26 protein-coding genes are annotated in these 24,201 nt (G+C 36.2%); 16 read left to right on the forward strand and 10 right to left on the reverse strand.

The annotated features are described in order from the left end of the window. Positions 1 to 122: 122 nt before the first annotated feature. Complete coding sequence (locus tag QLG01_RS15120) at positions 123 to 353, forward strand: hypothetical protein (protein ID WP_003651412.1); 231 nt, start codon at positions 123 to 125, stop codon at positions 351 to 353. A gap of 35 nt (positions 354 to 388) precedes the next feature. Here the strand turns inward: QLG01_RS15120 and QLG01_RS15125 are convergent, their stop codons facing one another. After that, positions 389 to 1,135, reverse strand: coding sequence for a phosphodiester glycosidase family protein (locus QLG01_RS15125; protein WP_282496853.1), 747 nt, complete (start codon positions 1,133 to 1,135; stop codon positions 389 to 391). A gap of 192 nt (positions 1,136 to 1,327) precedes the next feature. Between QLG01_RS15125 and QLG01_RS15130 the strand changes: the two genes are divergently transcribed. Both QLG01_RS15130 and QLG01_RS15135 read left to right on the forward strand, forming a co-directional pair. Then, a complete protein-coding gene (locus QLG01_RS15130; protein WP_005304641.1) occupies positions 1,328 to 1,918 on the forward strand; it encodes a lecithin retinol acyltransferase family protein in 591 nt (196 codons plus the stop codon). A 144-nt stretch (positions 1,919 to 2,062) separates the two neighbouring features. Further along, on the forward strand, positions 2,063 to 2,770 hold the full coding sequence (locus tag QLG01_RS15135) for a transglutaminase-like domain-containing protein (protein WP_282496854.1): 708 nt from the start codon (positions 2,063 to 2,065) through the stop codon (positions 2,768 to 2,770). A 139-nt stretch (positions 2,771 to 2,909) separates the two neighbouring features. Here the strand turns inward: QLG01_RS15135 and QLG01_RS15140 are convergent, their stop codons facing one another. Beyond that, on the reverse strand, positions 2,910 to 3,491 hold the full coding sequence (locus QLG01_RS15140) for a YceI family protein (RefSeq protein ID WP_005041161.1): 582 nt from the start codon (positions 3,489 to 3,491) through the stop codon (positions 2,910 to 2,912). A gap of 216 nt (positions 3,492 to 3,707) precedes the next feature. Here QLG01_RS15140 and QLG01_RS15145 point away from each other — a divergent pair, with 216 nt between their 5' ends. Continuing rightward, positions 3,708 to 4,115: an OsmC family protein gene (locus tag QLG01_RS15145; protein WP_107880108.1), complete on the forward strand. Its 408-nt coding sequence runs from the start codon at positions 3,708 to 3,710 to the stop codon at positions 4,113 to 4,115. Positions 4,116 to 4,171: 56 nt separating this feature from the next. Here the strand turns inward: QLG01_RS15145 and tkt are convergent, their stop codons facing one another. Then, positions 4,172 to 6,160 (reverse strand): transketolase, encoded by a 1,989-nt coding sequence (gene tkt / locus QLG01_RS15150; RefSeq protein WP_013198111.1) that lies wholly within the window; start codon positions 6,158 to 6,160, stop codon positions 4,172 to 4,174. Positions 6,161 to 6,699: 539 nt separating this feature from the next. Here tkt and metK point away from each other — a divergent pair. Beyond that, complete coding sequence (gene metK, locus QLG01_RS15155) at positions 6,700 to 7,866, forward strand: methionine adenosyltransferase (RefSeq protein WP_004792802.1); 1,167 nt, start codon at positions 6,700 to 6,702, stop codon at positions 7,864 to 7,866. 125 nt (positions 7,867 to 7,991) lie between these two features. Here the strand turns inward: metK and QLG01_RS15160 are convergent, their stop codons facing one another. Next, positions 7,992 to 8,240, reverse strand: coding sequence for a hypothetical protein (locus QLG01_RS15160; RefSeq protein ID WP_005304620.1), 249 nt, complete (start codon positions 8,238 to 8,240; stop codon positions 7,992 to 7,994). A 258-nt stretch (positions 8,241 to 8,498) separates the two neighbouring features. On the opposite strand from QLG01_RS15160, the gene QLG01_RS15165 reads away from it, so the two are divergent. Continuing rightward, positions 8,499 to 8,693: a hypothetical protein gene (locus QLG01_RS15165; protein ID WP_282496855.1), complete on the forward strand. Its 195-nt coding sequence runs from the start codon at positions 8,499 to 8,501 to the stop codon at positions 8,691 to 8,693. A 65-nt stretch (positions 8,694 to 8,758) separates the two neighbouring features. Here the strand turns inward: QLG01_RS15165 and QLG01_RS15170 are convergent, their stop codons facing one another. After that, positions 8,759 to 9,322, reverse strand: coding sequence for an FxsA family protein (locus QLG01_RS15170; RefSeq protein ID WP_111853744.1), 564 nt, complete (start codon positions 9,320 to 9,322; stop codon positions 8,759 to 8,761). A 497-nt stretch (positions 9,323 to 9,819) separates the two neighbouring features. Between QLG01_RS15170 and blaOXA the strand changes: the two genes are divergently transcribed. Further along, entirely contained in the window at positions 9,820 to 10,641 is an 822-nt protein-coding gene (gene blaOXA / locus QLG01_RS15175; RefSeq protein WP_282496856.1) for an OXA-213 family carbapenem-hydrolyzing class D beta-lactamase, read from the forward strand. A gap of 77 nt (positions 10,642 to 10,718) precedes the next feature. On the opposite strand, the gene QLG01_RS15180 is transcribed toward blaOXA, so the two are convergent. Then, entirely contained in the window at positions 10,719 to 11,264 is a 546-nt protein-coding gene (locus QLG01_RS15180; protein ID WP_013198115.1) for a GNAT family N-acetyltransferase, read from the reverse strand. Next, positions 11,261 to 11,854: an XRE family transcriptional regulator gene (locus QLG01_RS15185; RefSeq protein ID WP_282496857.1), complete on the reverse strand. Its 594-nt coding sequence runs from the start codon at positions 11,852 to 11,854 to the stop codon at positions 11,261 to 11,263. Before QLG01_RS15185 ends, QLG01_RS15180 begins: the two co-directional genes overlap by 4 nt. A 198-nt stretch (positions 11,855 to 12,052) precedes the next feature. Here QLG01_RS15185 and ruvC point away from each other — a divergent pair, with 198 nt between their 5' ends. After that, a complete protein-coding gene (ruvC, locus tag QLG01_RS15190; RefSeq protein ID WP_002121356.1) occupies positions 12,053 to 12,598 on the forward strand; it encodes a crossover junction endodeoxyribonuclease RuvC in 546 nt (181 codons plus the stop codon). A 7-nt stretch (positions 12,599 to 12,605) separates the two neighbouring features. Here ruvC and QLG01_RS15195 read toward each other — a convergent pair whose 3' ends face one another. After that, entirely contained in the window at positions 12,606 to 14,063 is a 1,458-nt protein-coding gene (locus QLG01_RS15195) for an NAD(P)H-hydrate dehydratase (RefSeq protein WP_282496858.1), read from the reverse strand. A 26-nt stretch (positions 14,064 to 14,089) separates the two neighbouring features. Between QLG01_RS15195 and queG the strand changes: the two genes are divergently transcribed. Together queG and bioB are read left to right on the forward strand one after the other, a co-directional pair. After that, positions 14,090 to 15,190 carry a tRNA epoxyqueuosine(34) reductase QueG gene (queG, locus tag QLG01_RS15200; RefSeq protein WP_282496859.1) on the forward strand — a complete coding sequence of 367 codons (1,101 nt, stop codon included), beginning with the start codon at positions 14,090 to 14,092 and terminating at the stop codon, positions 15,188 to 15,190. An 87-nt stretch (positions 15,191 to 15,277) separates the two neighbouring features. Beyond that, a complete protein-coding gene (gene bioB, locus QLG01_RS15205) occupies positions 15,278 to 16,267 on the forward strand; it encodes a biotin synthase BioB (protein WP_004792815.1) in 990 nt (329 codons plus the stop codon). Positions 16,268 to 16,314: 47 nt separating this feature from the next. Here bioB and QLG01_RS15210 read toward each other — a convergent pair whose 3' ends face one another. Next, positions 16,315 to 16,527, reverse strand: coding sequence for a hypothetical protein (locus QLG01_RS15210; protein ID WP_005304605.1), 213 nt, complete (start codon positions 16,525 to 16,527; stop codon positions 16,315 to 16,317). Positions 16,528 to 16,590: 63 nt separating this feature from the next. Beyond that, a complete protein-coding gene (locus QLG01_RS15215) occupies positions 16,591 to 16,941 on the reverse strand; it encodes a hypothetical protein (protein ID WP_004792817.1) in 351 nt (116 codons plus the stop codon). Between the two features lie 409 nt (positions 16,942 to 17,350). On the opposite strand from QLG01_RS15215, the gene QLG01_RS15220 reads away from it, so the two are divergent. The 6 genes from QLG01_RS15220 (at position 17,351) to QLG01_RS15245 (ending at position 24,177) form a co-directional block, all read left to right on the forward strand. Next, positions 17,351 to 17,923, forward strand: a complete 573-nt coding sequence (locus QLG01_RS15220; protein ID WP_282496860.1) for a fimbrial protein — start codon at positions 17,351 to 17,353, stop codon at positions 17,921 to 17,923. A 73-nt stretch (positions 17,924 to 17,996) separates the two neighbouring features. Continuing rightward, positions 17,997 to 18,740 carry a fimbria/pilus periplasmic chaperone gene (locus tag QLG01_RS15225; protein WP_192454210.1) on the forward strand — a complete coding sequence of 248 codons (744 nt, stop codon included), beginning with the start codon at positions 17,997 to 17,999 and terminating at the stop codon, positions 18,738 to 18,740. A gap of 134 nt (positions 18,741 to 18,874) precedes the next feature. Continuing rightward, the gene (locus tag QLG01_RS15230) at positions 18,875 to 21,337 is read left to right on the forward strand and encodes a fimbria/pilus outer membrane usher protein (RefSeq protein ID WP_282496919.1); all 2,463 of its coding nucleotides are present in this window, start codon (positions 18,875 to 18,877) and stop codon (positions 21,335 to 21,337) included. Further along, positions 21,334 to 22,353: a fimbrial protein gene (locus QLG01_RS15235; RefSeq protein ID WP_005304590.1), complete on the forward strand. Its 1,020-nt coding sequence runs from the start codon at positions 21,334 to 21,336 to the stop codon at positions 22,351 to 22,353. Before QLG01_RS15230 ends, QLG01_RS15235 begins: the two co-directional genes overlap by 4 nt. A 557-nt stretch (positions 22,354 to 22,910) precedes the next feature. Beyond that, complete coding sequence (locus QLG01_RS15240; protein ID WP_035331443.1) at positions 22,911 to 23,090, forward strand: hypothetical protein; 180 nt, start codon at positions 22,911 to 22,913, stop codon at positions 23,088 to 23,090. An 88-nt stretch (positions 23,091 to 23,178) separates the two neighbouring features. After that, positions 23,179 to 24,177 (forward strand): AraC family transcriptional regulator, encoded by a 999-nt coding sequence (locus QLG01_RS15245; RefSeq protein WP_034591070.1) that lies wholly within the window; start codon positions 23,179 to 23,181, stop codon positions 24,175 to 24,177. The last annotated feature ends 24 nt before the right edge of the window (positions 24,178 to 24,201 follow it).

Consider the following 24,201-nt stretch of genomic DNA (forward strand, 5'->3'; position numbering starts at 1 on the left):
AACTCGAGCATTCCTATCGAAAATTCTAGAGTTCAATTGGTGGATTTATCACTTATAGAGACTTGTATTTTATTTTAAATTGGCTATATTTCGAGCTATGTTAGGTTGTATATGAAGGCTCTATGAGTTTTTGGCAAAAGCTGTTCTTAGCAGATCAACAGCATAACGAGCATAAAAACCAAACTGCTTGTGTTGAAAATGACTGCTCATGTAAAACAAATGAACAACTTCTAAGTGCTCTTGCACTAGCAACAGATGAAGATGTCATTAAGGGAATAAAAAAAGTTCTTATTTCCCGTGGTTATAGCCGAAAAGAGTTAAATGAACTCACTCAAAAACCATCTATTCACTAATAAAAAAGCCAGTCTTGTACTGGCTTTTTTATATTTCACTTTATTTGGCAATCTGTCTGATCAACCGAACCAACTATTGGCCCCATTTCAAACAATTGATCATTACGCTTGTTTTTTTGAATATATAAACTAGAAATAGAACCATCGAGATATAAAGCCTGCTCTACCTTAAGGTTTATTTGAAAGAACTGAGCAAATCTATAGAAACTCACGCTATTTTTCGATATTACAAAGTAGAGCTTATTATTTCGAATACCAACACCATTACGAATTTTATTCGATTGAGAGTCTGGTAAGAAAAGGGAGTTGATCTTCCCATCAATAACTAACATTGGGCCAGATTGTGTCGCATACTCAACATTGAAATCGCGTCGACTATATTGCTGCGTTGTTAAAATAAAGGCCTGTTTTTTATTCCAACCTAGCACACCATTCGGCTGTAAAAAGAAATTTCCCAATCCTTTATTTTCATTTAATGGCTGAATTACTTTAGCTTGTTCAACATACAGCCCTACTGGAGAAAATCCGCGATGAAACATCCCTGCATTCATTGCAAAAGAAAGACGCTCACATTGCTTTAAATTTTTCTGAATATTATTAAAGCTTTTGTAATACTGTTGATTATTGGAATTCTTAAGAAACAAACGCAACTGTTTTAAATTGCTAATTGCAATCACATCATATTGATCGCCCTCCGCCGTTTTAACTTGCTGATGTTCTATGGCATAGACAGACTGAATCAAAAGACCATATATCGTTAAGCACCACACCAACCATTTCATCTAGTACCACCAAGCATGACATTTTTCCTTCATATGAAATCTTTAAATTATATACAATAAAGACAAATAGATTGGGTATGTGCCAAACTCATTCATTCGACGTAATCAATACACTTACATTGCTGATATTGGTTATAATGGTTGGCAGCTTTTCAATAAAAGCCATTTACACTTTATTGGATCAGCGTAAGCATGCAGCAATCGAATAAACGCTACCCTCTAGGGGCTCATCTCATCGTAAAGCATCTCGGCTATAGCCATCACGGTATATATGCTGGGAGAGGTCGAGTTATCCATTATTCTGGCTTAGCGCATTTCATCAAAAAACGTCCGATTGAGATCACCTCAATAGATGCATTCTCGCATGGCAAAAAAATTCACGTTCGCTCTTATGACACGCCACGCTATAAAGGAAAAGCAGTCGTGCGTCGTATGCGTTCACGCATGCATGAAAATCACTATCATCTCATTATTAACAACTGCGAACATTTATGTAGCTGGGCAATTACTGGAATTGAAAGTAGTACTCAGGTTGAACGTATGATGCACCGATTAACGACCATCGGTTATGTAAGTTCAATCATGAGCTATATGAATGGTATGATGCTTACTGTCGCAACAACATGTTTTGCTCTTGTTCTTTATATTAAGAAGAAATTGCGTGATCAAGCAAAAATGAAGGTTCCTACTTACCAATTCCTCAGAGAAAAATCTGAAAAAAGGAATATTGATCCTTCAGTCCCTTTAGTATTTATAGATCCCGATAAAAAAGAATCTATTTAGATAACCATTATATTTTTTTGTTTGATCTAAATAATCATTTAAATAAAAACAACTTTAATCCTATTTATATATTTAATTTCATTCTTGACCCTAGAGTTACTCCATAGTTTTAAATAGGATTACTTTAGAATGAGACCTTAATAAATGGAAAATTATCTAAAAGAGACCGAACTCTTAAATTTTAATCATCCGTCCATAACAAATTTAATTAGTGAAAAGAATTGGAATTATTTAAGTGATGTGGACAAAGTCAAAAGCATCTATAACTATGTTAGAGATGAAATCGAATTTGGGTACAACGCAAGCGACTCTATCAAAGCCTCGACTGTTTTAAGTGATGGTTATGGCCAATGTAATACAAAAGCTACCCTACTCATGACTCTGTTAAGAGCTGTTGGAATTCCGAATCGTATACAGGGTTTCACTATTGATAAAGAATTACAAAAAGGTGCTATCGATGGCATCTGGTATAAATTATCACCTCAAAATATTTTACATAGTTGGGTAGAGGTTAATTTAAATAATAATTGGTATATTTTAGAGGGTGTGATTCTAGATAGACTATACTTAAAGCAATTGCAAAGGTTAAATCAGACACAGACTAGAACCTTTTGTGGGTTTGGTGTTTTTACCGATAATTTTGCTAATCCCCCTATCGAATGGGACCTTAACAATACTTTTATTCAGGATAAAGGAATAAATCAGGATTTCGGTGTCTTTGATAGTCCCGATGATTTTTACGCAAAGTATCAACAACAGGTTAGCTGGTTTAAAAAAGCAATCTTTAAATATTTTGCTAGATACTTAATAAATAGAAATGTACAAAAAATTAGAATGAGAAAGAAAAAATAGAAACTGTAAATAAAGATATAAGAGATTATGAATTATGCTGCACATCTAAAATTTTAGATATGCAGCCCTAAACTTACAAGTCCTTACTAGCCGCTGATTTATATAACTTTCATAAGCTCTTTAAGACTTTTAAGTTTAATTATTTTTTATCAACTTTTGCTTCAGTCGTAATGTTTACAGTGATCTTATCACCAACATTCGGCACATAGTTTCCAAGACCAAAATCAGAGCGCTTGAATGAAGTTGTAGCATTGAAACCAATCGCTGGAACTTTTGCCATTGGGTGTTCGCCTTGCTTGTTTAAAACAGCGTCAAGTACAACAGGCTTCGTTACACCTTTAACAGTTAAGTCACCAGTAATTTTAAAGTGCTTTTTGTCTTTGGTTTCAACTTTAGTACTTTTAAAAGTAATGTTTGGATATTTAGCTGCATTAAACCAAGCTTCTTCTTGGAACTCTTTATCCAAAGCAGGAACGTTTGTATTTACACTGCTTAAAGGGATAGTCACATTAACAGATGAGTTTGCTGGTTTAGCATTATCAACTTTAATTACACCTTGGATATCCGAGAAGTTAGCGCTTGGAGTAGAGAAACCAAAGTGATTCCACGAGAAAACAGTAGCTGTATGTGTTGGATCAATTTTGTAGTCGACTGGTGCAGCTAAAGTAACTGAACTAGCTAATGCTACTGCCAAACCGAAGCTTAATGTTTTAAGATGCATTTTTCGTATCCTTTATTGATATAGTCGTTAGTGTATACATCAAGTAATTTAATTCACTATTCTTTATAAAACGATATGTTTCATCCATGCAACAATAAAAGCGTTACAGTTATTATTTAAAAACAATATTATAAACTATAGGTACTATCGTACCGTGTCTGGACTCTTAAATTAATTCGTTTTTACTTCGATTTTTGATTAATAATAAGGTAAAACATGGCTAATACTGCTCAAGCACAAAGTACTTCCACTCCATATCGAGTAACGCTTACTGATCCTTCAGGTCACCAATGGTTTGCTGATGAACCAACTGATAAAGGTGGGCAAGATACTGCACCAAACCCAGTTCAAATCTTACTGTCTGCTTTAGGTGCTTGCACTACCATCACATTAGAGATGTATGCGAATCTTAAAGGTATTAAGATTGATCATGTTCAAGTGGACTTAGCATTAAACCCAAATGGTGAACCAGAGAAAGGCCAAAATAATATTGAACGCAAAATCACACTCAAAGGTGAATTCACGGAAGATCAACACAAGCGCTTATTAAAAGTTGCTGAAAACTGCCCTATCCATAAATTACTGACGTCTCAAATCAATATTCAAACCGAACTTAATATTTAAGCTTTCAAATATAAAAAAGCGCTCCTAATGGAGCGCTTTTTACACTACTTTAATATTTAAGCAGTTAATTCTTTTACCGCTGCAACAACAGCTTCAGTTGTAATACCAAAGAATTGGAACAAGTCTTTTGCTGGTGCAGATTCACCATAAGTTGTCATACCAATTACTTTGCCATCAAGACCAACAAACTTCCACCAGTAGTCAACATGAGCTGCTTCAACTGCAACACGTGCACGGATATGAGCTGGTAATACAGCTTCACGATATGCAGCGTCTTGTTTCATAAACTCTTCTGCACATGGCATAGAAACTACACGCACACCGTCAAGTTGAGCATAAGCTTCCATTGCTAAAGAAATTTCAGAACCAGTTGCAATAATGATTGCTTTCAATTCGCCTTTTTCTTGAGCAAGAACGTAACCACCTTTTGCAACATTTTGAATTTGTTCTTCAGAACGTGCTTGGAATGGTAAGTTTTGACGAGAGAAAATAAGTGCTGTAGGACCATCTTTACGCTCTAGAGCAGATTTCCACGCAGTGGCAGTTTCTACAGTATCAGCAGGACGCCATGTATTTAGGTTCGGTGTACCACGTAAAGAAGCAATTTGTTCGATTGGTTGGTGAGTTGGACCATCTTCACCTAGACCAATTGAGTCATGTGTATAAACATGAATTACACGTTGCTTCATCAATGCAGACATACGTACTGCATTACGCGCATATTCCATAAACATTAAGAATGTTGCAACGTAAGGAACAAAACCACCATGCAATGCAACGCCATTCGCAATTGCAGTCATACCGAACTCACGTACGCCATAATATACGTAGTTACCAGCTGGGTTTTCTTGAATGCCTTGGCAACCTTTCCAAAGCGTTAAGTTAGAACCAGCTAAGTCAGCAGAACCACCTAGTAATTCAGGCAATAAAGGACCAAATGCTTGTAATGTGTTCTGGCTCGCTTTACGTGTTGCGATGGTTTCGCCTTTCGCATTTGTTTCACGAATGAATGCATCTGCTTGCGCTGCAAATTCTGCTGGTAAATCACCGCTAATACGACGAAGTAACTCAGCTGCTTCAGTTGGATATTTTGCTTGATATTGTGCAAATACCGCATCCCAAGCTGCTTCAGATTCAGTACCTTTTGCTTTCGCGTCCCATGCAGCATATACATCGGCAGGAATAACGAATGCTTCTTCTTTCCAGCCTAATGCTTCACGAGTTAAAGTAATCTCATCTTTACCTAATGGCGCACCATGGCAGTCTTCTTTACCTTGCTTATTTGGTGAACCTAAACCAATAATCGTTTTACACATAATGATTGTTGGTTTTTGAGTTTCAGCTTTTGCTTCGATTGTTGCTTGACGAATCGCATCAGCATCATGCCCATCTACACGAAGAACTTGCCAACCATAGGCTTTAAAACGCTCTTCTGTATCATCGCTGAACCAGCCTTCTACTTCACCATCAATTGAAATGCCATTGTCATCATAATAAGCAATCAATTTACCAAGCTGTAAAGTACCTGCTAAAGAACATACTTCGTGAGAAATACCTTCCATTAAACAGCCATCGCCCAAGAAACAATAAGTAAAGTGATCAACTACTTTTAAATCATCTTTATTGAACTGAGCAGCTAAAGTCTTTTCTGCCAATGCAAAACCAACAGCGTTTGCAATACCTTGGCCTAAAGGACCAGTCGTAGTTTCGATACCTGGTGCATAACCATATTCAGGGTGACCAGGAGTTTTTGAATGTAATTGACGGAACTGTTTTAAATCTTCAATTGAAAGATCATAACCTGTTAAATGAAGCAAAGCATATTGCAACATTGAACCATGGCCGTTTGATAAAACGAAACGGTCGCGGTTTGCCCATTGTGGGTTAGTTGGGTTGTGATTTAAAAACTCGCGCCAGACGACGTCAGCAATATCTGCCATCCCCATTGGAGCACCAGGATGCCCTGAGTTTGCCTGTTGCACAGCATCCATTGCCAATACACGAATTGCATTTGCAATACGACGTTCGTTTAAAGGGGTCGTCATAAGATCAGAATCCAATTTTAATAGATTGATGAAAAGAAGAAGATGAATAACAATTCAATGCCGCTATATTGTCTTAAAAAAAAGGCTGAGGGTAAACCCCAACATAGTATATTTCTTTATTTTTAACCGTTTCTTGGTTACACAAAAATCATTTGGGCCTTTAAGTTATACAAAACAGTACTCATTTTTTTAAATACTGCTTCCCTATACGAACAGACCGTTATATTAGACTTTGATATATAGATAAAATATTTTGAAATCTCTATCTAGGTCGATCATGTTTCTTTTCTTTAAAATCCTACTTAATAAGACATAATCTTTTTGTTAATTCATATGTCTAAAAAGTACTCTAATAACTTGTTATTAAAATACCAATACTTTAAATAAACATTCTTTATATCAATTTTACTAATACACTTATCAATTAAAACACAGTATAAATGAAACAAATTCATGCTTTTTGGTCAGTATGAACTGGTCCTTAAGCTCAAGTCGATGTAACATATTATGTCTTTTGAAATAACCAAGATAGGACTTTCATGCGCGAGTACGCTGTTTTTACCTCGGAATCTGTAAGCGAAGGTCATCCCGATAAAATGGCCGACCAAATTAGCGACGCTATTTTGGATGCAATCTTAAAAGAAGACCCATACGCACGTGTTGCATGTGAAACACTGGTAAAAACAGGCGCTGTTGTACTTGCTGGTGAAGTAACAACGACTGCTAATATTGATGTTGAAGCTGTTGTTCGTAATACTGTTAACGGTATTGGATACCACCACTCTGATCTTGGCTTTGATGGATCAACATGTGCTGTAATCAATATGATTGGTAAACAATCACCAGAGATTGCACAAGGTGTAGACCGTCAAAAACCTGAAGATCAAGGTGCCGGTGACCAAGGTTTAATGTTCGGTTATGCAAGCCGTGAAACAGATGTTTTAATGCCTGCTCCAATTTCTTATGCTCACCGTTTAATGGAACGTCAAGCTGAACTTCGTCGCTCAGGCACACTTCCGTGGTTACGCCCAGATGCAAAAAGCCAAGTTACTTTTGCATATGAAAATGGCAAGCCTGTACGTCTAGATGCAGTTGTTTTGTCTACTCAACATGATCCTGAAATTACTCAAAGCCAGCTTAAAGAAGCTGTTATTGAAGAAATTATCAAGCCGATCATTCCTGCGGAAATGTTCCACGCTGCGACTAAATTCCACATTAACCCAACAGGTATGTTCGTTATTGGCGGCCCTGTAGGTGACTGTGGTTTAACAGGTCGTAAAATTATTGTTGATACATACGGTGGTATGGCTCGTCACGGCGGTGGTGCTTTCTCTGGTAAAGATCCATCTAAAGTTGACCGTTCTGCTGCATATGCAGGCCGTTATGTTGCAAAAAATATTGTAGCAGCTGGTCTTGCTGATAAATGTGAAATTCAGGTGAGTTACGCAATTGGTGTAGCAGAACCTACTTCAATTTCAATTAATACATTTGGTACAGCAAAAGTTTCTGATGAGTTGATTATTCAACTTGTACGTGATCATTTCGATTTAAGACCGTTTGGTATTACTCGTATGCTGGATCTTATTCAGCCAATGTATAAACAAACTGCGGCTTATGGCCACTTTGGTCGCGAAGGATCAGATACTGCATTTACATGGGAAAAAACTGATAAAGTTGAAGCTCTTAAAGATGCTGCTGGCCTCTAAGATAAAGTCATAAAAAAGCCCGCCAATGAGCGGGCTTTTTTTACAGTTCAAATTTCATAATATGCAGGGTTTACTCTTCTAGCAACCATCCTTGATGCCATATCATTTGTAGCTCTGATCAAAATTTATTGTCTTGTGGTTTTATCATCCTGATTTAATACATCAAGTAATGTTGACTGCGTCGGAGTATCTTGATGGTTCTGGACATAAATATGGACAACTTTAAATACAACGACAACTGCTAGACAAGCCATCACACAAAACATCCACAAACCATACGGGCTTCGAATATGTTGCGAACCACAATATGGACATGATTTATCAGTTGATGCCACAACTTTGTCGCAACACGCACAATGGTATTGATATAGCATAGGTAACCCTCCTTCCCTCATTTCAACCGTTGTTTTTTTAATAGGTTTGCTGCATTTTTAATTTATACATCCTTTATATTTATCCTATGTGAAATGAAAAGATAATTCAATCTGAATGAACAATTGAGTCAATTAAAAAATATTATTAAAATACAAAAAGATAAGTTAAATATTATTTTCTTGGCACTATTTTTCTTATTTTGATATTTTGCCAAATTTGCTAAAATAAGCGAATAATCTCACATTTTAGGCAAATGCATGTCTCATACACAGCTGATTAATAAAGGTGGCTTTCGCGAAAGAGCAAACCGAGGTCGAGGTTATCAACAATCTGAAAACAAGCAAACCGCTCTACCTTCAAATAAGTATCAACCACAGCCGAAACCACAAGAAGAAACTAAATTAGAAATAGACAATAGTGATTCATCTACTTCGGTTTCTCGGAATCAATAATAATTTTAGAAATAAAAAAAGCTTAAACCCATAAGGTTTAAGCTTTTTCATAACATAATTACTTATTAATCTTTATTTTTATGCTCAATTTTTTTGTGGTTTGGCGTAACATCTCGCGCTTCGCCATCAATGACGTTTGAATCATGGTATTGGCCTTGACCACCACCTTGCTGATTCTGCATATCTTGCATTTGACGCATTAAATCAGCAAATGGATTTTGTCCTGAAGCATTACCGCCCATACCACCCATCATTTTATTCATCATGGCTTGTTGGCGTTTTGCAAGAGTTCTCATCGCTATGTTACGAAATGCAGTTTGAACACCAGGAATCAAAATTAAAACAGCCAAAACATCAGATACAAGACCTGGTAACATTAATAAGAAACCTGCAAAAGCATAAGCAAGTTTTTTAGTTACAGTTGGGTCACTACCTAGCTGGCCTGTCATCTGCATTTGCTGTAATTGAGGCATAATACCAGCAGTACTTCTGCGAATAAGCCCCAAACCAATAAAGAAAGCAATAATGAACCAAAAGAACACGTACCATCCACTGATGAACTGTGCTACGCCAATCCATACGGCAATTTCAACAATCGCGCCCAGAACTACAATAAGAAGTAAATTCATGTAAAACTTTATCTATCTCAAAAAGAAAATTCATTGCAGTTTTATTTGACCTAACCCTATCTAAGTTTCACATAAGGATTAAGCATTTCTCTTAACTCTGATTGTTTTGTCTAATTTCTAAAAAATTAACAATACTATCGGATCAATAAGAGTCTGCAATACTGGAGTACATTTGATTTTAACTCGATAAAAACAAACATGCTTTCTTATTAATGAGTGCTGTATCAGGTTTATCAAGTGCCACTTCAATCAGATTTTAAATTTTTTGCTTTATTTGAGCGAAAAGCTCTTTGAAAAAGAACGTATTTAGTCAAATAAAGTCTTATTTACTTAGCAACGTTATGTGTATTCCTTTACTTCCGCTGTATCTTTTGAGAACTTTAAAGATACTACCGACATGTAGATCTCGCTAAATAGCTTACATTTTACCTATCTAGAGATAGCTCTATTCAAGTTAAATTAATTAATAACACTTCAAATTAAACTTAGTCAGAATTATGTATAAAAAAGTCCTTGTCGTTGCGACAGCTACTCTATTTTTATCTGCCTGCTCTTCTAACACGGTAAAACAACATCAAATACACGTTATTTCCGCCAATAAAAATTCAGAAGAAATTAAATCTCTGTTTGATCAGGCACAGACCACAGGAGTTTTAGTGATTAAGCGTGGGCAAACCGAAGAAATTTATGGCAATGATCTTAAAAGAGCATCAACCGAATATGTTCCCGCCTCTACCTTTAAAATGTTAAATGCTTTAATTGGACTTGAACATCATAAAGCAACGACAACCGAAGTATTTAAATGGGACGGGCAAAAGCGTTTGTTTCCTGATTGGGAAAAGGACATGACTCTAGGCGATGCAATGAAAGCTTCTGCTATTCCAGTTTATCAAGAACTAGCTCGTCGTATTGGACTTGATCTTATGTCTAAAGAGGTAAAACGTATTGGTTTCGGTAATGCGGACATTGGTTCAAAAGTAGATAATTTTTGGCTTGTCGGCCCACTTAAAATTACACCTGAGCAAGAAACCCAATTTGCTTATGAATTAGCTAATAAAACTCTTCCATTTAGTAAAAATGTACAAGAACAAGTCCAATCAATGGTGTTCATAGAAGAAAAAAATGGACGTAAAATTTATGCTAAAAGTGGTTGGGGATGGGATGTTGAACCACAAGTTGGCTGGTTAACCGGCTGGGTCGTTCAACCACAAGGAGAAATTGTGGCATTCTCGCTCAATTTAGAAATGAAAAAAGGAATTCCCAGTTCTATTCGAAAAGAAATTGCTTATAAAGGATTAGAACAACTCGGTGTTTTATAATTTAGGCTCTATAGCCCTGTTTTTATTTCATCACAAACTGGGCTATTTTCTTAAACTTGAGATTTGAGCTTTATGATTTACCCATCAACTGGCTGCTGTGGCGTATTTAAATTTAACTGATAAAAAGCGGCATCCAACCATTGTCCAAACTTAAACCCGACTTGTTTAAAAGTACCCGCATGGATAAAGCCCATTTTTTCATGTAAACCAATGCTTGCCTGATTGGTCGCATCAATACAGCCTATCAATACATGTAGCTCAGCCTCTTGAGCACGCTTAATCAACTCTTGCATTAAAATTTTGCTTAGCCCACAACCACGATGCTCATGATGAATATAAATACTATGTTCAACAGTATATTTATAGGCAGGAAAAGCCCTGAAAGTTCCCCAGCTCGCAAAACCTAATAACTTGTTTGTTTCATCAATAATACCAATCACTGGAAAACCATTTTCTCGTTTCACTGAAAACCAGTTTTTCATCGATTCTTCAGAGCGCGGTAAATAGTCATATAGAGCGGTAGAATTGATGATTGCCTCATTCAGAATCTCTAATATAGCCCCAGAATATTCTGCTTCATTACAATCAATTAAACGAAAATTAGAATTGAGGGAATAGGTCATAAAGATTCCTTAACGACAGAAACAAGTTGATTAGAGACGACTAAAATATAGCGAGCGACTTGAGATGAATTATTGCTGTATATGACGGGCTGGTTGAGTTGCATTGCCAAGCAATCCCCTGTGCTTAAAGCATAAGAGGAATCACCTAATTGAATATCAATTTCTCCTTCAACCACCCAGAGTTGCTGTTGTACCACCTTGGAGGTTTCACTAATTTCATAAGTAATTCGTGACTTAGGTGGGAATTCGATTTCAACGATTTGAAATGGAGATTTCCAATTTGGCGGTGAAACCTGACGGCGAATATAACCTGTTTCGGGATCTTTCCATTCTGATTGTTGAGTACGCCGAATCAGGGGTTGAGGTGATTGATTGTTTTGTGGAATATCAAATAGCTGAGTCAAAGGCACACTTAAACCATTTGCCAGCTTTTCAAGGACAACAGCTGTAGGACTCGCCTCACCTCGTTCAATTAACGAAATTGCAGAACGACTTACCTGACATCGAGTTGCAAGAACATCTAAGGTATATCCACGGGCTAGACGCAATTCACGTACTTGCTGCGCAATGCGTATATTTATATCTTCCATCTGCCGATAGACTTTAATTCCAAAATTATAGATAAGTATTCCATTAAAATAGAATTACATCAAATGATTTTAGAAAATATAATTTGGTTCAATAAAAATCGAAAAATAACCATTCATCACAGCATTCTTTAAATTACTCATGCAGAACCGTTTTGGCTATGTAACAATACCTACTGAACTATTTATATAAGTCTTCACATGGCATTGATTATTGGAATTGACCCGGGTTCACGCTTAACAGGTTATGGAATCATTGAAAAAGATGGTAGTAAACTGCGTTTTGTTGATGCTGGTACAATCCGAACTGAAACTCAAGAAATGCCGGAACGCTTAAAACGTATTTTTGCTGGCGTTGAGCGAATTGTGAAATTTCATGGTCCCACTGAAGCTGCGGTTGAGCAGGTCTTTATGGCTCAAAACCCAGACTCTGCTTTAAAACTGGGACAAGCTCGTGGTGCTGCCATAGCCGCATTAGTTAATTTAGATTTACAAGTTGCAGAATATACTGCCCGTCAAATTAAACAGTCTGTCGTTGGTTATGGTGCCGCAGATAAAGAACAAGTACAAATGATGGTCATGCGATTACTTAACTTGACGATTAAACCTCAATCCGATGCAGCCGATGCTCTTGCTGCCGCTATTTGCCATGCACATGCATCGGGAAGTATGAGTAAACTTTCTGTCCTTAATGCCTTAGGTGGTATGGCGCGTGGACGAAGCCGCTCTAGCAGTCGTAGACGTTAAAACTTTCTTAGTTCACTATTTGAGTAATTGCTTCATTCATTTGATAAGCCTGTAAACCACGCATACCTTGTTTTGCAAGTTCATCACCTGCTTGAGCATGAAGGGTAACAATCTCATGTAATGCAATTGCCTTATGGAACTGGGCTTTTAGACTTGCAATCATTCCAGCTAATACATCACCCATTCCACCAGTTCCCATACCGGCATTACCTTCGGTACAAATATACAAGTTATCCTCTAAAATTAAGCTACCTGCTCCTTTAAGTACCCACTGACCCGCATATTTATGTTGCAAAGCATAAATTGCAGCAATTCGGTCATTTTCAATTTGTGCTGTAGAGGAACCAAGTAAGGTAGCAGCTTCTCCCGGATGAGGCGTCGCATAAACATGTGCACCCAATTTTTCAGGCTGCTTGGCAAGAAACCATAAAGCATCTGCATCTAAAACAGTTTCTAGGTGTGTACTCTGATTTAACAAATTAAACCATTGCTGATAAATTTGCTTTGCCCAGTCATCTCGCCCTAGCCCCATTCCAAAACATACTGCATCAACTTGAGATAAAATCTCTCTAATATTTTCTTCATCTAAGGCATTAATATCACGGAGCATAATATTAGGTGCCCGCGACAAAATAGCTTGATGATGCTTTTGATGACAAATCACGGTCACCTTACCTGCACCTGCATGAAAAGCAGCCTCAGCAGCCATAATGACAGCGCCACCCATTTGCTCATGTCCACCAACCACTAAGACATGCCCATAGCTCCCTTTATGGCCAAAAGCCAAACGCTTAGGAAGCTTAATACTTGTCGGTGTCAAATAAGCTAATGGTTTCAGCTCTTCATCTATTGGAATTAAATTAACTAAATGAACTTGCCCCACATATTCTTTACCGTGACCTGTAAATAATCCAGCTTTAAGACCTAAAACAGTAAAGGTATGATCAGCTCGTATTGCACAAGGTAAAGCACAGCCTGTATTTGCGTGCAAACCACTTGGTATATCAATCGAAACTTTTAAGCCAGATTGTTTATTAAATTGTCGAATAGCTTGTTGCCAATTAGTATTTAATTCACGATTTAAGCCTATGCCAAATAGAGCATCAATATGGCAATCGAATATTCTTTTAATATCAAAATTTGAATGAATTTGAACTTTCTTTTCTATCGCAAATTGCGCTGCACAATGTAAATCGTTTGATTCACCCAATTGAGCCGCAAATATTTCAACGTGAAATCCAGCTTGCTTTAGATAACCTGCTATAAAGTAGCCATCACCTGCGTTATTACCTTGCCCGCACCAAACAGCAATATTATTAATGCTACGATCTTTAAAAAGCTCGATGAACTGCTGAGCGATTGACCAAGCTGCTTGTTGCATTAAACCTAATGAGGAGTTTTGTGAAGCAAACCAACGCTGCTCCCATGCTCGAATATCATCGCTATGGTAAACTACCGCCTGCATATTATTATCCTCTTGCATTTTAGTTTATGACATCTTCCGACACATCACGCATTGCAGTGCAACAACTTGATCCTCATGAATTAAAAGCATGGATCAAAGCTCAAGCCTTAGACTTGGGTTTTGCTGATTGTGTCATTGCAAAACCAGATGCTCAAGAGCAAATGCCGCGTTTTTTAGAATATCTAGAACGTGGTTATCATGCAGACATGACCTATTTAGAAGAAAATCTAGAAAAACGAGCCGACCCTACATTATTAGTTCCTGGCACAAAAAGTATTATTTGCGTTCGTATGAACTATCTTGTGGAATCTCCAAAACCTCGATATGTACCTTTCGAACCCAACTCTGCGATTATCGCCCGTTATGCACGCGGCCGTGATTATCATAAAGTCATGCGTGGCAGATTGAAAACTTTAGCAACAAGAATTCGTGAAAAAGTCGGCGATTTTGAATCTCGCCCTTTTGCAGATTCTGCTCCTATTTTTGAGAAATCATTAGCTGAAAGTGCAGGAATGGGTTGGACAGGTAAGCATACGTTGCTCATTCATAAAAAGTCGGGTTCTTTTTTTGTATTAGGCGAGCTATTTACGTCACTCGATTTACCTTTCGACGAACCTGCAACAGCACATTGTGGTTCTTGTAGCGCTTGTATTGATATTTGCCCGACGCAAGCGATTGTCGAGCCTTATATCCTAGATGCAAGACGATGTATTGCTTACTTAACTATCGAATACAAAGGAATTATTGCTGAAGAATTACGTGCGGGTATTGGTAATCGAATTTTTGGTTGTGATGACTGCCAATTAATTTGTCCATGGAATAGTTTTGCCAAAACTGCGTCCATTAGCGATTTCAACCCTAGAAATGGATTAGATAATATTAGTCTACTGGATATCTGGCAGTGGGATGAAGCCACTTTTTTAGCCAATACAGAAGGTAGCCCTATTCGTAGGACGGGTTATCAATCATTTAAACGTAATATTGCTATCGGATTAGGAAATGCTCCTTATTCAAAAGAAATTGTAGATCAGCTACACAAAGGCAAAAATTTACATGACGAAATCGTCAATGTGCATATTGATTGGGCAATTGAACAGCAACTTAATCAACTTCAGCTATCAAATTAAAAAAATGATGTTTTTTGCCCTATAGCTTTAATACGAATTCTGTATGATTATGTGTAGTGAATTAATGCCATCATCATGGATATGACAATGACTCTACGTAATGATTGGAATCGTGAAGAAATCCAAGCTTTATATGAACAACCTTTTTTGGATTTAGTTTTCAAGGCTCAGCAAGTACATCGTGAGCACTTCACTGCCAATTCGATTCAGGTCAGTACCCTTTTATCTATTAAAACGGGTAAGTGTCCTGAAGATTGCAAATACTGCTCACAATCCGCACATTACGAATCAAAATTAGAAGCAGAAAAACGTATCGCTGTAGAAAAAGTGATTAGCGAAGCAAAAGCTGCAAAAGATTCAGGTTCGTCTCGTTTTTGTATGGGTGCTGCTTGGCGTAACCCACATGAGCGCGATATGCCTTATGTTTTAGAAATGGTACGTGAAGTAAAAGCGTTAGGTTTAGAAACATGTATGACTTTAGGCATGCTTAACCAATCTCAAGCAGAACGTCTACAAGTTGCTGGTTTAGATTATTACAATCACAACCTAGATACATCTCGTGAGTACTACTCTCACATCATTAGCACACGCACTTTTGATGATCGTTTAAATACCCTAGATTATGTTCGCCAAGCTGGTATGAAAGTTTGTAGTGGCGGTATTGTAGGTCTAGGTGAAAGTCGTGATGACCGTGTTGGTTTATTGCATGAATTAGCTACCTTGCCAATTCATCCTGAATCAGTACCAATTAACATGCTTGTTCCAATTGAAGGAACACCTTTAGCAGATGTTGAAAAGCTTGATGTAATTGAGTGGATCCGCACTATTGCCGTTGCACGTATTATTATGCCGCATAGCTATATTCGTTTATCTGCTGGTCGTGAGTCATTAAGTGATTCAGATCAAGCATTAGCATTTATGGCAGGTGCAAACTCATTATTCTCTGGTGATAAATTACTCACCACACCAAATGCTGGTGAAGGTAAAGACCAAGCGTTGTTTAATAAACTAGGCTTAACCGCAGAAAAACCAAAACCTACAGTTGCTGACTTATCAGTAAATGCAATGAGTGCATAACTTAATGCAGTAGAACAAAAAGCCCTGATTTTTCAGGGCTTTTTTATTTATACAGAAGTAACTAAAATTCCGTAAGTGGCATTAAGAAATGTCCCTACCCGAATAATGTCTTTTCCTGCCGCATGCGTTACAGACAGCTCTTGGCTCAATACATCAAAATTAAAAGAATCAAAAACATCTTGATGGTGTAAGAGCCAAGTCACTGTATCTGCTATCTTATCATCCGCAATATAAGTTAAGGCCTTAAAGTCTTTACTCATAAATAACTCTTAAAAATAAATTTTATGAATTTTATATGAGTTCACTCTACCTTAAAAGAAAATCTAAGCTGCTTTAGGATTAACTAAAGAGCGACCTGACAATAAGCTTGTCAAAGCTTGTGGTGAAAATTCCAAAGAAAGTACATGATTCTTGAGATTAACAGAGTGCTTACTAATCAATGGAAGTAAACCATCTTCTGTTTCAAAGACGTATTCATCTGCAATATTTAAGATACCCTCAAGATTAGTTGTACTTGAAGCGAGATCATGACTAAAGATGTCATAAATCGTCTGTAGGTTAAACGTTGTCTGCTGCTCCGTTGGGTGCTTAATCAGATAATCCTTTAAAAACAAAACTAGTTTATGAGCAAAGAAAAAGTAATTTGGTTTATAGCTATACTTCATACTATTCATGGAACGGAACTCCAGATTATCTTTTATTGAATTACAACTAAAACAGTAGGAATTGAATCTTAAAAAATTCTTAAAAAATAAATTTATTCACAAGATAAATTAAAAGTTAATTTTATTATTTAAAAACATATAGTTACATAAACAAAATAAACATTTACTCTCAGAAATATTTTAAAATTGGATTAATTTAATAAAATACAAATACTTAAATATTACGAGTTTTTTAATTTTATTTTAAAAATGAATCATAAAGTATTTTACCAACCGATAAAAAATATATTTCAAAAAAATTTATTTATAAAAACAATTTATCAAAATACACATAAATATAATGTTATTCTTGTTTTTTGGTTGAAAAGTGATATATTTCCTTGGCCTTACTTAAGCAGAATAAACTTGCTGAAAAGTAATGGATTTTATTTTAAAAAGCTATTCTGGGGATTTTATGAAAAAGTTTATTTTTATAGCAGCGGTTTCTCTCTTAAATATAACAAATGCACAAGCAGCAGACGGCACAATTACTATTAATGGTCTGGTTACAGATAATACTTGTACTATTGATACTGGAGATAAAAACCTAACAATTAATCTACCTACAGTCTCATCTCAAACTTTAAAAAATGCAGGTGATGTGGCTGGTCGTACCCCATTTCAAATTAATTTAACGAACTGTGCTTCTGCTGGTAAAGTAGCCACTTATTTTGAACCGGGTGCTACCGTTGACTTTAATACAGGTCGTTTATTAAACCAAGCAACTTCAGGTGCGGCAACAAACGTGAATATCCAGTTGCTAGGCAGTAATAACGCTGTAATCCCTGTACTTGCTACAAGCACGAATAGCACACAGACCAACTCGCAATGGGTAAATGTTTCAGCAGGTGGTGATGCTGACCTTAGCTATTATGCTGAATATTATGCTACAGGTGCTTCTACTGCTGGTACGGTAACGTCGCAAGTAAAATACACAATTATTTATCAATAAAATTAAAACTGAAGCTTCTATTTCTAAATAGAAGCTATCTCCTATTTATTATTCATTATTGAGAATATGGCTCATGCTTTTTCGTGGTCGTAAGTTTTTTTGGGGATTAGTTTGCCTACAGGTAGCACTGACTACCACAGGTCATACTGAAATTGTTTTGCATGGAACTCGTGTCGTTTATCCTTCAAATGCACGTGAGATCACATTACAACTAAGCAATAACGGCACAGCTCCGTCTCTTGTTCAAGCTTGGATTGATGATGGAAATGCAAAATCAACTCCCGATGAAGCAAATGTGCCTTTCATTATTACTCCCCCGATTTCACGAGTAGAAGCAACTAAGGGCCAAACTTTAAGAATTACAGCTCTACCTAATTCGTCTCAATTAAGTCAGCAACAAGAATCAATTTTCTGGCTTAATGTTTTAGATATACCTCCTAAACCCGAAGGCAAAACTCAACAAGACCAAAGTACCCCAATTTCCAATAATTTTTTACAGCTCGCTGTTCGTTCGCGAATTAAATTCTTTTATCGTCCTATAGATCTAAAAGAAAATATTGAACAGCTAAGTGAAAAAGTTCAATGGAAAATAAATGATCAATATCTAGTAGTAAAGAATCCAACTCCCTTTTTCCTCACTATCACTTCCATTTTTCAAGGAAGCGAAGGCCATAAAGCCGACTTATTACAACAAGGTTTAATGGTTGCCCCTTTTTCTGAAGATAAAATAAAACTAAAAAATAAAAATGTAGCAGATATGAGCTTTGTATATATCAATGATTACGGCGGAAGAGTTGAGCATCCAATAAAGTTCTAACCTTAATATATTACTTAAAAAAACCTAAATACCTATCATGAATAGGCTCTAAAACTATGTCTAAATGGTTTATACCTTATATATGTTTAAAAAGCCCTTTTACTTGTTATGTGGCCTCAAGTATTGCGTTATTTATGCCTTTGGCAGCATGTGCACAAAATAATGTTGATGTTTCAGGTTTCTCAAAAGCAGAATTTGATAGCAATTTTTTAGTAGGTAATGCACAAAAAATTGATATTGGTCGTTTCAAATATGGAAACCCCATCTTAGCTGGTGAATATAGCTTAGATGTCTATGTTAATGGTCAATGGTTGGGTAAACGACGCATGCGCTTTAATGCCAGCTCTCCTAACGTAAATGCCGAAACCTGTTTTACAGAAGCCATGTTACTAGAATATGGCGTAAAAGCTGATGTGCTTAGCCAACATTCTCATACATCCTCTCTTTCTTGTGATGCACTAGGTCATTGGATAGATAATGCTTTTTATTTATTTGATAGCTCTCGTTTAAGAATTGATATCTCTATCCCCCAAGTCACATTAGAAAAAAATGCACAGGGCTATATCGATCCACATCTTTGGGATCGAGGTATTAATGCAGCTTTTTTAACATATAACGCGACTGCTTATCGAATAGTTAACGAACAACATGAAAGTGCATATGCTTTTATGGGGACTAATCTTGGAGCAAATTTAGCGAGTTGGCAATTTCGCCATAATGGACAATGGAAATGGCAAGACCATACTGATTTTCAATCTGATAATTCTTCTTATACTTCAACAAATACATATATACAAAAAGCATTTCCGAAAATTCATGGTGTTGTGACTTTAGGTGATTATTTTACTAATAGTGATTTTATCGATTCTTTACCATATCGCGGTGTAAATATTTCAAGTGATGACCGAATGCTTCCAAACAGTATGCTCGGTTATGCTCCCAGAGTGAGAGGTTATGCAAAAACCAATGCGAAAGTCGAGGTTAGGCAACAAGGCAACTTAATTTATCAAACAACAGTACCGCCCGGAAACTTTGAAATTAATGATCTTTACCCAACAGGATTTGGGGGCGAGCTACAAGTTTTGGTAATTGAATCTAATGGCGTAATTCAGAAATTCGCTATTCCCTATGCTTCTGTCGTCGAAATGCTACGCCCGCAAATGACTCGATACTCTTTCACATTAGGACAGTTTCGAGATTCAAATTTAGGTCTAAATCCTTGGCTAATACAAGGTAAATATCAACGGGGAATTAATAATTACCTCACAACTTACACCGCACTTCAAGCAACGCAACAATATCTCTCATTATTACTAGGTACAGCTTTTTCAACACCTATTGGAGCGATTTCTTTTGATGCAACCCAGTCAAAAACTGAGTTTGATCATCAACCTAAAATGACTGGGCAAAGTTATCGTTTAAGCTACAGTAAGTTATTTTCCCCAACAAATACTAATTTAACATTAGCGACTTATCGCTATTCAACTGAAAACTACCTCAAATTGCGTGATGCAATTTTAATTCAAGATTTACAACAACAAAATATTGATAGCTTTTCCATAGGCAAACAAAAAAGTGAATTTCAGATTACTTTAAATCAGGTGCTTCCAAAGCAATGGGGAAATTTTTACTTAGTCGGTTCATGGATAAATTATTGGAATCAACCCAAGACCACTAAACAGTTCCAATTAGGTTATAGCAATCAATTTAAAGATTTAACTTATAGTTTATCTGCAATGAGCAGCGAGATTGAAGAAGACGGCGCTCGCACAGGACAAGATACCCAGTACCTTGCGTCTTTCTCTTTTCCATTAGATTTTAAGAAAAATTCTCTGACTTTTAATAGTGTTATTGGTGATGACAGTCAGATTTTAAGCTTCAGTGGCTTTACAGGAAATCGCTTAAACTACGGCGCATCAATTTCCAATCAGGACCATGATCAAACTAACCTAAATATTAATGGCACCTATAAAACCAACTATACAACACTTGGTGCTTCATTCAGTCATGCAAATTCATACCAACAAGAAATGCTTAGCTTCAGTGGTAATGTTGTTGCACATTCTCAAGGAATTTTGTTTGGGCCAGATCAAGCCCAAACCATGGTGTTGGTCTATGCGCCGGATGCTACTGGAGCACAAGTCGGTAATACACCTGGGTTAAGTATTAACAAAAACGGATATGCCGTTATTCCCTATGTTACGCCTTACCGTATGAATGACATTAGTCTTGACCCGCAAGGCATGTCTACCCAAATTGAACTTGCTGAAAGTAGTTTACGGATTGCGCCCTATGCAGGCTCAATCACTAAAGTCCAATTCTCAACAAAAAAAGGTTATGCACTTTTTATTAATACAACAACATTAGATGGTTCACATCTACCTTTTGCCGCACAGGTATATAACCAGAATAACGAAGTAATAGGCATTGTCGCACAAGGCAGTCGCATTTATTTACGAACCCCCTTAACCCATGATCGTTTATATGTGAAATGGGGAAATACGAGTACTGAAAAATGCGAGATTGAATACGATATAGCGGATCAAATAAAGCATAACAACCAACCAATTATTATGACAAAGGCAGTCTGTAAATGAATAATATTTTAAAAAAAATTGGATTTTTGGCAGTAAGTCTATTTGCTTATAGCCATACAAATGCAAATTGTAATTTAAGTAAAGGATTTACTACCGTCGATATTCCAATGACGATAGGTAAAATCGTAGTGAAACCAAATGATCCAATAGGAACGATCTTACAAAAGAATACTTTTACAGTATCACCTAATAATTCGACTGCAACTTGTAATCGTGCGAGTGATCAAATTATTGCAGCTCTCCCCTTAAATTATCCAATTAGCCCAATAGGCAATAATGTTTATGCGACTAATATTCCAGGTATTGGTATTCGTCTTTATCGCGAAGCTGCCGATGCTTCAGATTTTTCAGGATATTATCCTTATAGACGTACATTAACCCCCAATCAAACATATACACTTTCCCCAGGATATTTTGTTATGGAAGTTATTAAAACAGCTATGACAACTGGTTCTGGTGCACTAGTTGCAGGCCGTTACAGTACCTATTACGTATCAGGGCAACAGAACCGCCCATTTTTAACCACTACTGTATTAAGTAATGCCCCTATTCTTATTGCGTCTTCATCTTGTGAAATTCAAAATGGTGTAGATTCACCAGTTCAACTTCCAACCGTGATGAAATCAGGCTTTAGAGCGATTGGTTCAACCCAAGGGGACCAGAATTTTAATCTATCGATCTTATGTAATGGTGGCGAAAACAATTCTGGTATCGCTACGAGCAATACGATCAGCTTAAGTTTTGATTATAATTCTGATACCTCCAATAATCAGGTAATTAATAACAGTGCTGCGAATTCAATAAAAGCTAACGGTGTTGGTGTTGAACTGTTATGGAATATGAATGGAGCAAATAAGCCGATTCAAAAAGCAACCAAACTCAATATAGGTAGCGTGAGTTCCAATCAAACTGTTGAATATGATATTCCTTTAACTGCCCGTTATTATCAGACCGCCACCAATGTGACCGCAGGTGAGGTTAAAGCCACAGCGACGGTGACGATTCAATATGATTAACTATTCTCTATAAAATTACTAAAAACAAAGAAACTTAACGCTACCAAGGGAACACAAAGGCTATTTTTTTTAAACTTTGTAGTTCTATTAAAAAATCACATAAAAAAATGCTCATAAGCAAAAATAGCAAATGAGCATTAGTGATAACCACTTAACCTGAAATACAAATTGTGGGAAATAGATCACAATTTGCATGACTATAATTTCAAAAAATAGCTTAAAGATCAAGTCTTTTTTTTAACAAAGATTCTAATAGCCAACATAACATATTGTTTTAAATAAATTAAAAAATAAATTTAATTCATGAGCACTATTTTATAGTGTTTCTAAAGAATTATCATTCTATTAATTAATAAAAACTTAATTTTAAGAAAAATTAAAATTCACTCATCAAGCCCAGTAAAACAAAAATCTATTTATTTTCATAATGTTATATCAAAACCATAAAAATTAAAATTTTACTGAATTACATAATTTATAATAAAAAAAACATAAAAAAATTTAGAATTCCCCTTCAATTGCAAATAATATCTTTAGACTTTTTATCAGAACGTAACATGCTCATTTTTTGGAAAATATTATGTATCTTATTACTAAGTCTAGGCGCTACAAGTATAGGTTTTGCGATTAGTAACATCGATTTTTTTCTTTTTTTCATAGGATTCCTTTTATTAATCTGCTTTATCTTAGCTTTAAAGCAAGCACGTGAAGATGCTGGTTTCTTTCCCGATAATTAAAATACTATGAATTTCTAGGATATAGTATCAATAGTAAAATCATGATTGAATGCACCATAGAGTCTATAGGGATGGTTGTAATCAAAATATGTCAAAAAGTTCTTCAGATGCTGGAATTTTTTTGTGGATGACTTATCAGACTATGCAAAAGATGGGCTTAGATGCAGCATCTATTTTTGCAAGTGTAAATTTACCCAATCAGCCTCCCGATAAAAATATTCGTAGAGATAATTCGACTCAACAAAGGTTTTGGACAGCGGCTGAAGAAATAAGTGAAGACCCTGATATTGGCTTGCATGTAGGTAGTCAAATGCCACCATTTAGGGGATTAGTAATTGAATATCTATTTTTGAGTAGCTCAACTTTTGGAGAAGGTTTACAGCGGGCTCTAAGATATCAAGCCATACTTACAGATGTATTTGACCTAAAATTAACAATTAAGGAAGATCAAGCAATACTGTCTGGTTTTAAGCATCCCGTAAGACATTATCTTGAATGTGCCATAGGTATTTTTCTTAATTTTTTTAAATATATTACAAATAAAGAGTTCAGACCTACTCAAATTATCTTGCCCCATCAAGAAGGTGCATCAGCAGAAATATATGAGGAAATATGGAATTGCTCCGTGATTTTAGGGCAAATGGAAGGTTCTATTATTTTTCCTAGCGTACTTTTAAATAAAGCTTCACCAGCTGCTGAACCAGAATTATTAAGAATTCATGAAACGCTTGCAGAACAACAGTTAATGACTTTAGAAAAGCATCAACTCGTTTATGCTATTGAGCGTTTGCTTAGCAATGGATTACTGGAATCTGGGCATTTTGATCAAAAATTTATTGCTGAACAATTAAATCGTAACCCTCGTACCCTTCGAGCAGATTTACAAGCAATTAATATAAATTATGAGAAAATTTTAAATCAGCATCGGGAAAAACTAGCCAGACGTTTACTTGCTCACACACAAGAAACAATTGATCAAATAGTTTATCTAACTGGTTTTTCTGAACCCTCTGCTTTTACGCGAGCTTTTAAACGTTGGACTGGTGAGACTCCTAGTGCTTATCGCCAGCGTAAACAAAATAGTTAAATTGATTCTAATGACACTTATTTA

The organism is Acinetobacter sp. V89_4 (genome assembly GCF_029967875.1).
Classification (GTDB): domain Bacteria; phylum Pseudomonadota; class Gammaproteobacteria; order Pseudomonadales; family Moraxellaceae; genus Acinetobacter; species Acinetobacter oleivorans.

What these genes read in the sequence shown, in the direction of transcription:
- QLG01_RS15245 (WP_034591070.1), top strand. Translation starts at nt 23,179, where the DNA reads ATGTCAAAAAGTTCTTCAGATGCTGGAATTTTTTTGTGGATGACTTAT.
- metK (WP_004792802.1), top strand. Translation starts at nt 6,700, where the DNA reads ATGCGCGAGTACGCTGTTTTTACCTCGGAATCTGTAAGCGAAGGTCAT.
- QLG01_RS15215 (WP_004792817.1), bottom strand. Translation starts at nt 16,941, where the DNA reads ATGAATAGTATGAAGTATAGCTATAAACCAAATTACTTTTTCTTTGCT.
- ruvC (WP_002121356.1), top strand. Translation starts at nt 12,053, where the DNA reads ATGGCATTGATTATTGGAATTGACCCGGGTTCACGCTTAACAGGTTAT.
- QLG01_RS15165 (WP_282496855.1), top strand. Translation starts at nt 8,499, where the DNA reads ATGTCTCATACACAGCTGATTAATAAAGGTGGCTTTCGCGAAAGAGCA.
- QLG01_RS15230 (WP_282496919.1), top strand. Translation starts at nt 18,875, where the DNA reads ATGCCTTTGGCAGCATGTGCACAAAATAATGTTGATGTTTCAGGTTTC.
- QLG01_RS15135 (WP_282496854.1), top strand. Translation starts at nt 2,063, where the DNA reads ATGGAAAATTATCTAAAAGAGACCGAACTCTTAAATTTTAATCATCCG.
- QLG01_RS15240 (WP_035331443.1), top strand. Translation starts at nt 22,911, where the DNA reads ATGCTCATTTTTTGGAAAATATTATGTATCTTATTACTAAGTCTAGGC.
- blaOXA (WP_282496856.1), top strand. Translation starts at nt 9,820, where the DNA reads ATGTATAAAAAAGTCCTTGTCGTTGCGACAGCTACTCTATTTTTATCT.
- QLG01_RS15120 (WP_003651412.1), top strand. Translation starts at nt 123, where the DNA reads ATGAGTTTTTGGCAAAAGCTGTTCTTAGCAGATCAACAGCATAACGAG.
- QLG01_RS15185 (WP_282496857.1), bottom strand. Translation starts at nt 11,854, where the DNA reads ATGGAAGATATAAATATACGCATTGCGCAGCAAGTACGTGAATTGCGT.
- tkt (WP_013198111.1), bottom strand. Translation starts at nt 6,160, where the DNA reads ATGACGACCCCTTTAAACGAACGTCGTATTGCAAATGCAATTCGTGTA.
- QLG01_RS15210 (WP_005304605.1), bottom strand. Translation starts at nt 16,527, where the DNA reads ATGAGTAAAGACTTTAAGGCCTTAACTTATATTGCGGATGATAAGATA.
- bioB (WP_004792815.1), top strand. Translation starts at nt 15,278, where the DNA reads ATGACTCTACGTAATGATTGGAATCGTGAAGAAATCCAAGCTTTATAT.
- QLG01_RS15170 (WP_111853744.1), bottom strand. Translation starts at nt 9,322, where the DNA reads ATGAATTTACTTCTTATTGTAGTTCTGGGCGCGATTGTTGAAATTGCC.
- QLG01_RS15125 (WP_282496853.1), bottom strand. Translation starts at nt 1,135, where the DNA reads ATGAAATGGTTGGTGTGGTGCTTAACGATATATGGTCTTTTGATTCAG.
- QLG01_RS15225 (WP_192454210.1), top strand. Translation starts at nt 17,997, where the DNA reads ATGCTTTTTCGTGGTCGTAAGTTTTTTTGGGGATTAGTTTGCCTACAG.
- QLG01_RS15160 (WP_005304620.1), bottom strand. Translation starts at nt 8,240, where the DNA reads ATGCTATATCAATACCATTGTGCGTGTTGCGACAAAGTTGTGGCATCA.
- QLG01_RS15235 (WP_005304590.1), top strand. Translation starts at nt 21,334, where the DNA reads ATGAATAATATTTTAAAAAAAATTGGATTTTTGGCAGTAAGTCTATTT.
- QLG01_RS15195 (WP_282496858.1), bottom strand. Translation starts at nt 14,063, where the DNA reads ATGCAGGCGGTAGTTTACCATAGCGATGATATTCGAGCATGGGAGCAG.
- QLG01_RS15220 (WP_282496860.1), top strand. Translation starts at nt 17,351, where the DNA reads ATGGATTTTATTTTAAAAAGCTATTCTGGGGATTTTATGAAAAAGTTT.
- queG (WP_282496859.1), top strand. Translation starts at nt 14,090, where the DNA reads ATGACATCTTCCGACACATCACGCATTGCAGTGCAACAACTTGATCCT.
- QLG01_RS15130 (WP_005304641.1), top strand. Translation starts at nt 1,328, where the DNA reads ATGCAGCAATCGAATAAACGCTACCCTCTAGGGGCTCATCTCATCGTA.
- QLG01_RS15180 (WP_013198115.1), bottom strand. Translation starts at nt 11,264, where the DNA reads ATGACCTATTCCCTCAATTCTAATTTTCGTTTAATTGATTGTAATGAA.
- QLG01_RS15140 (WP_005041161.1), bottom strand. Translation starts at nt 3,491, where the DNA reads ATGCATCTTAAAACATTAAGCTTCGGTTTGGCAGTAGCATTAGCTAGT.
- QLG01_RS15145 (WP_107880108.1), top strand. Translation starts at nt 3,708, where the DNA reads ATGGCTAATACTGCTCAAGCACAAAGTACTTCCACTCCATATCGAGTA.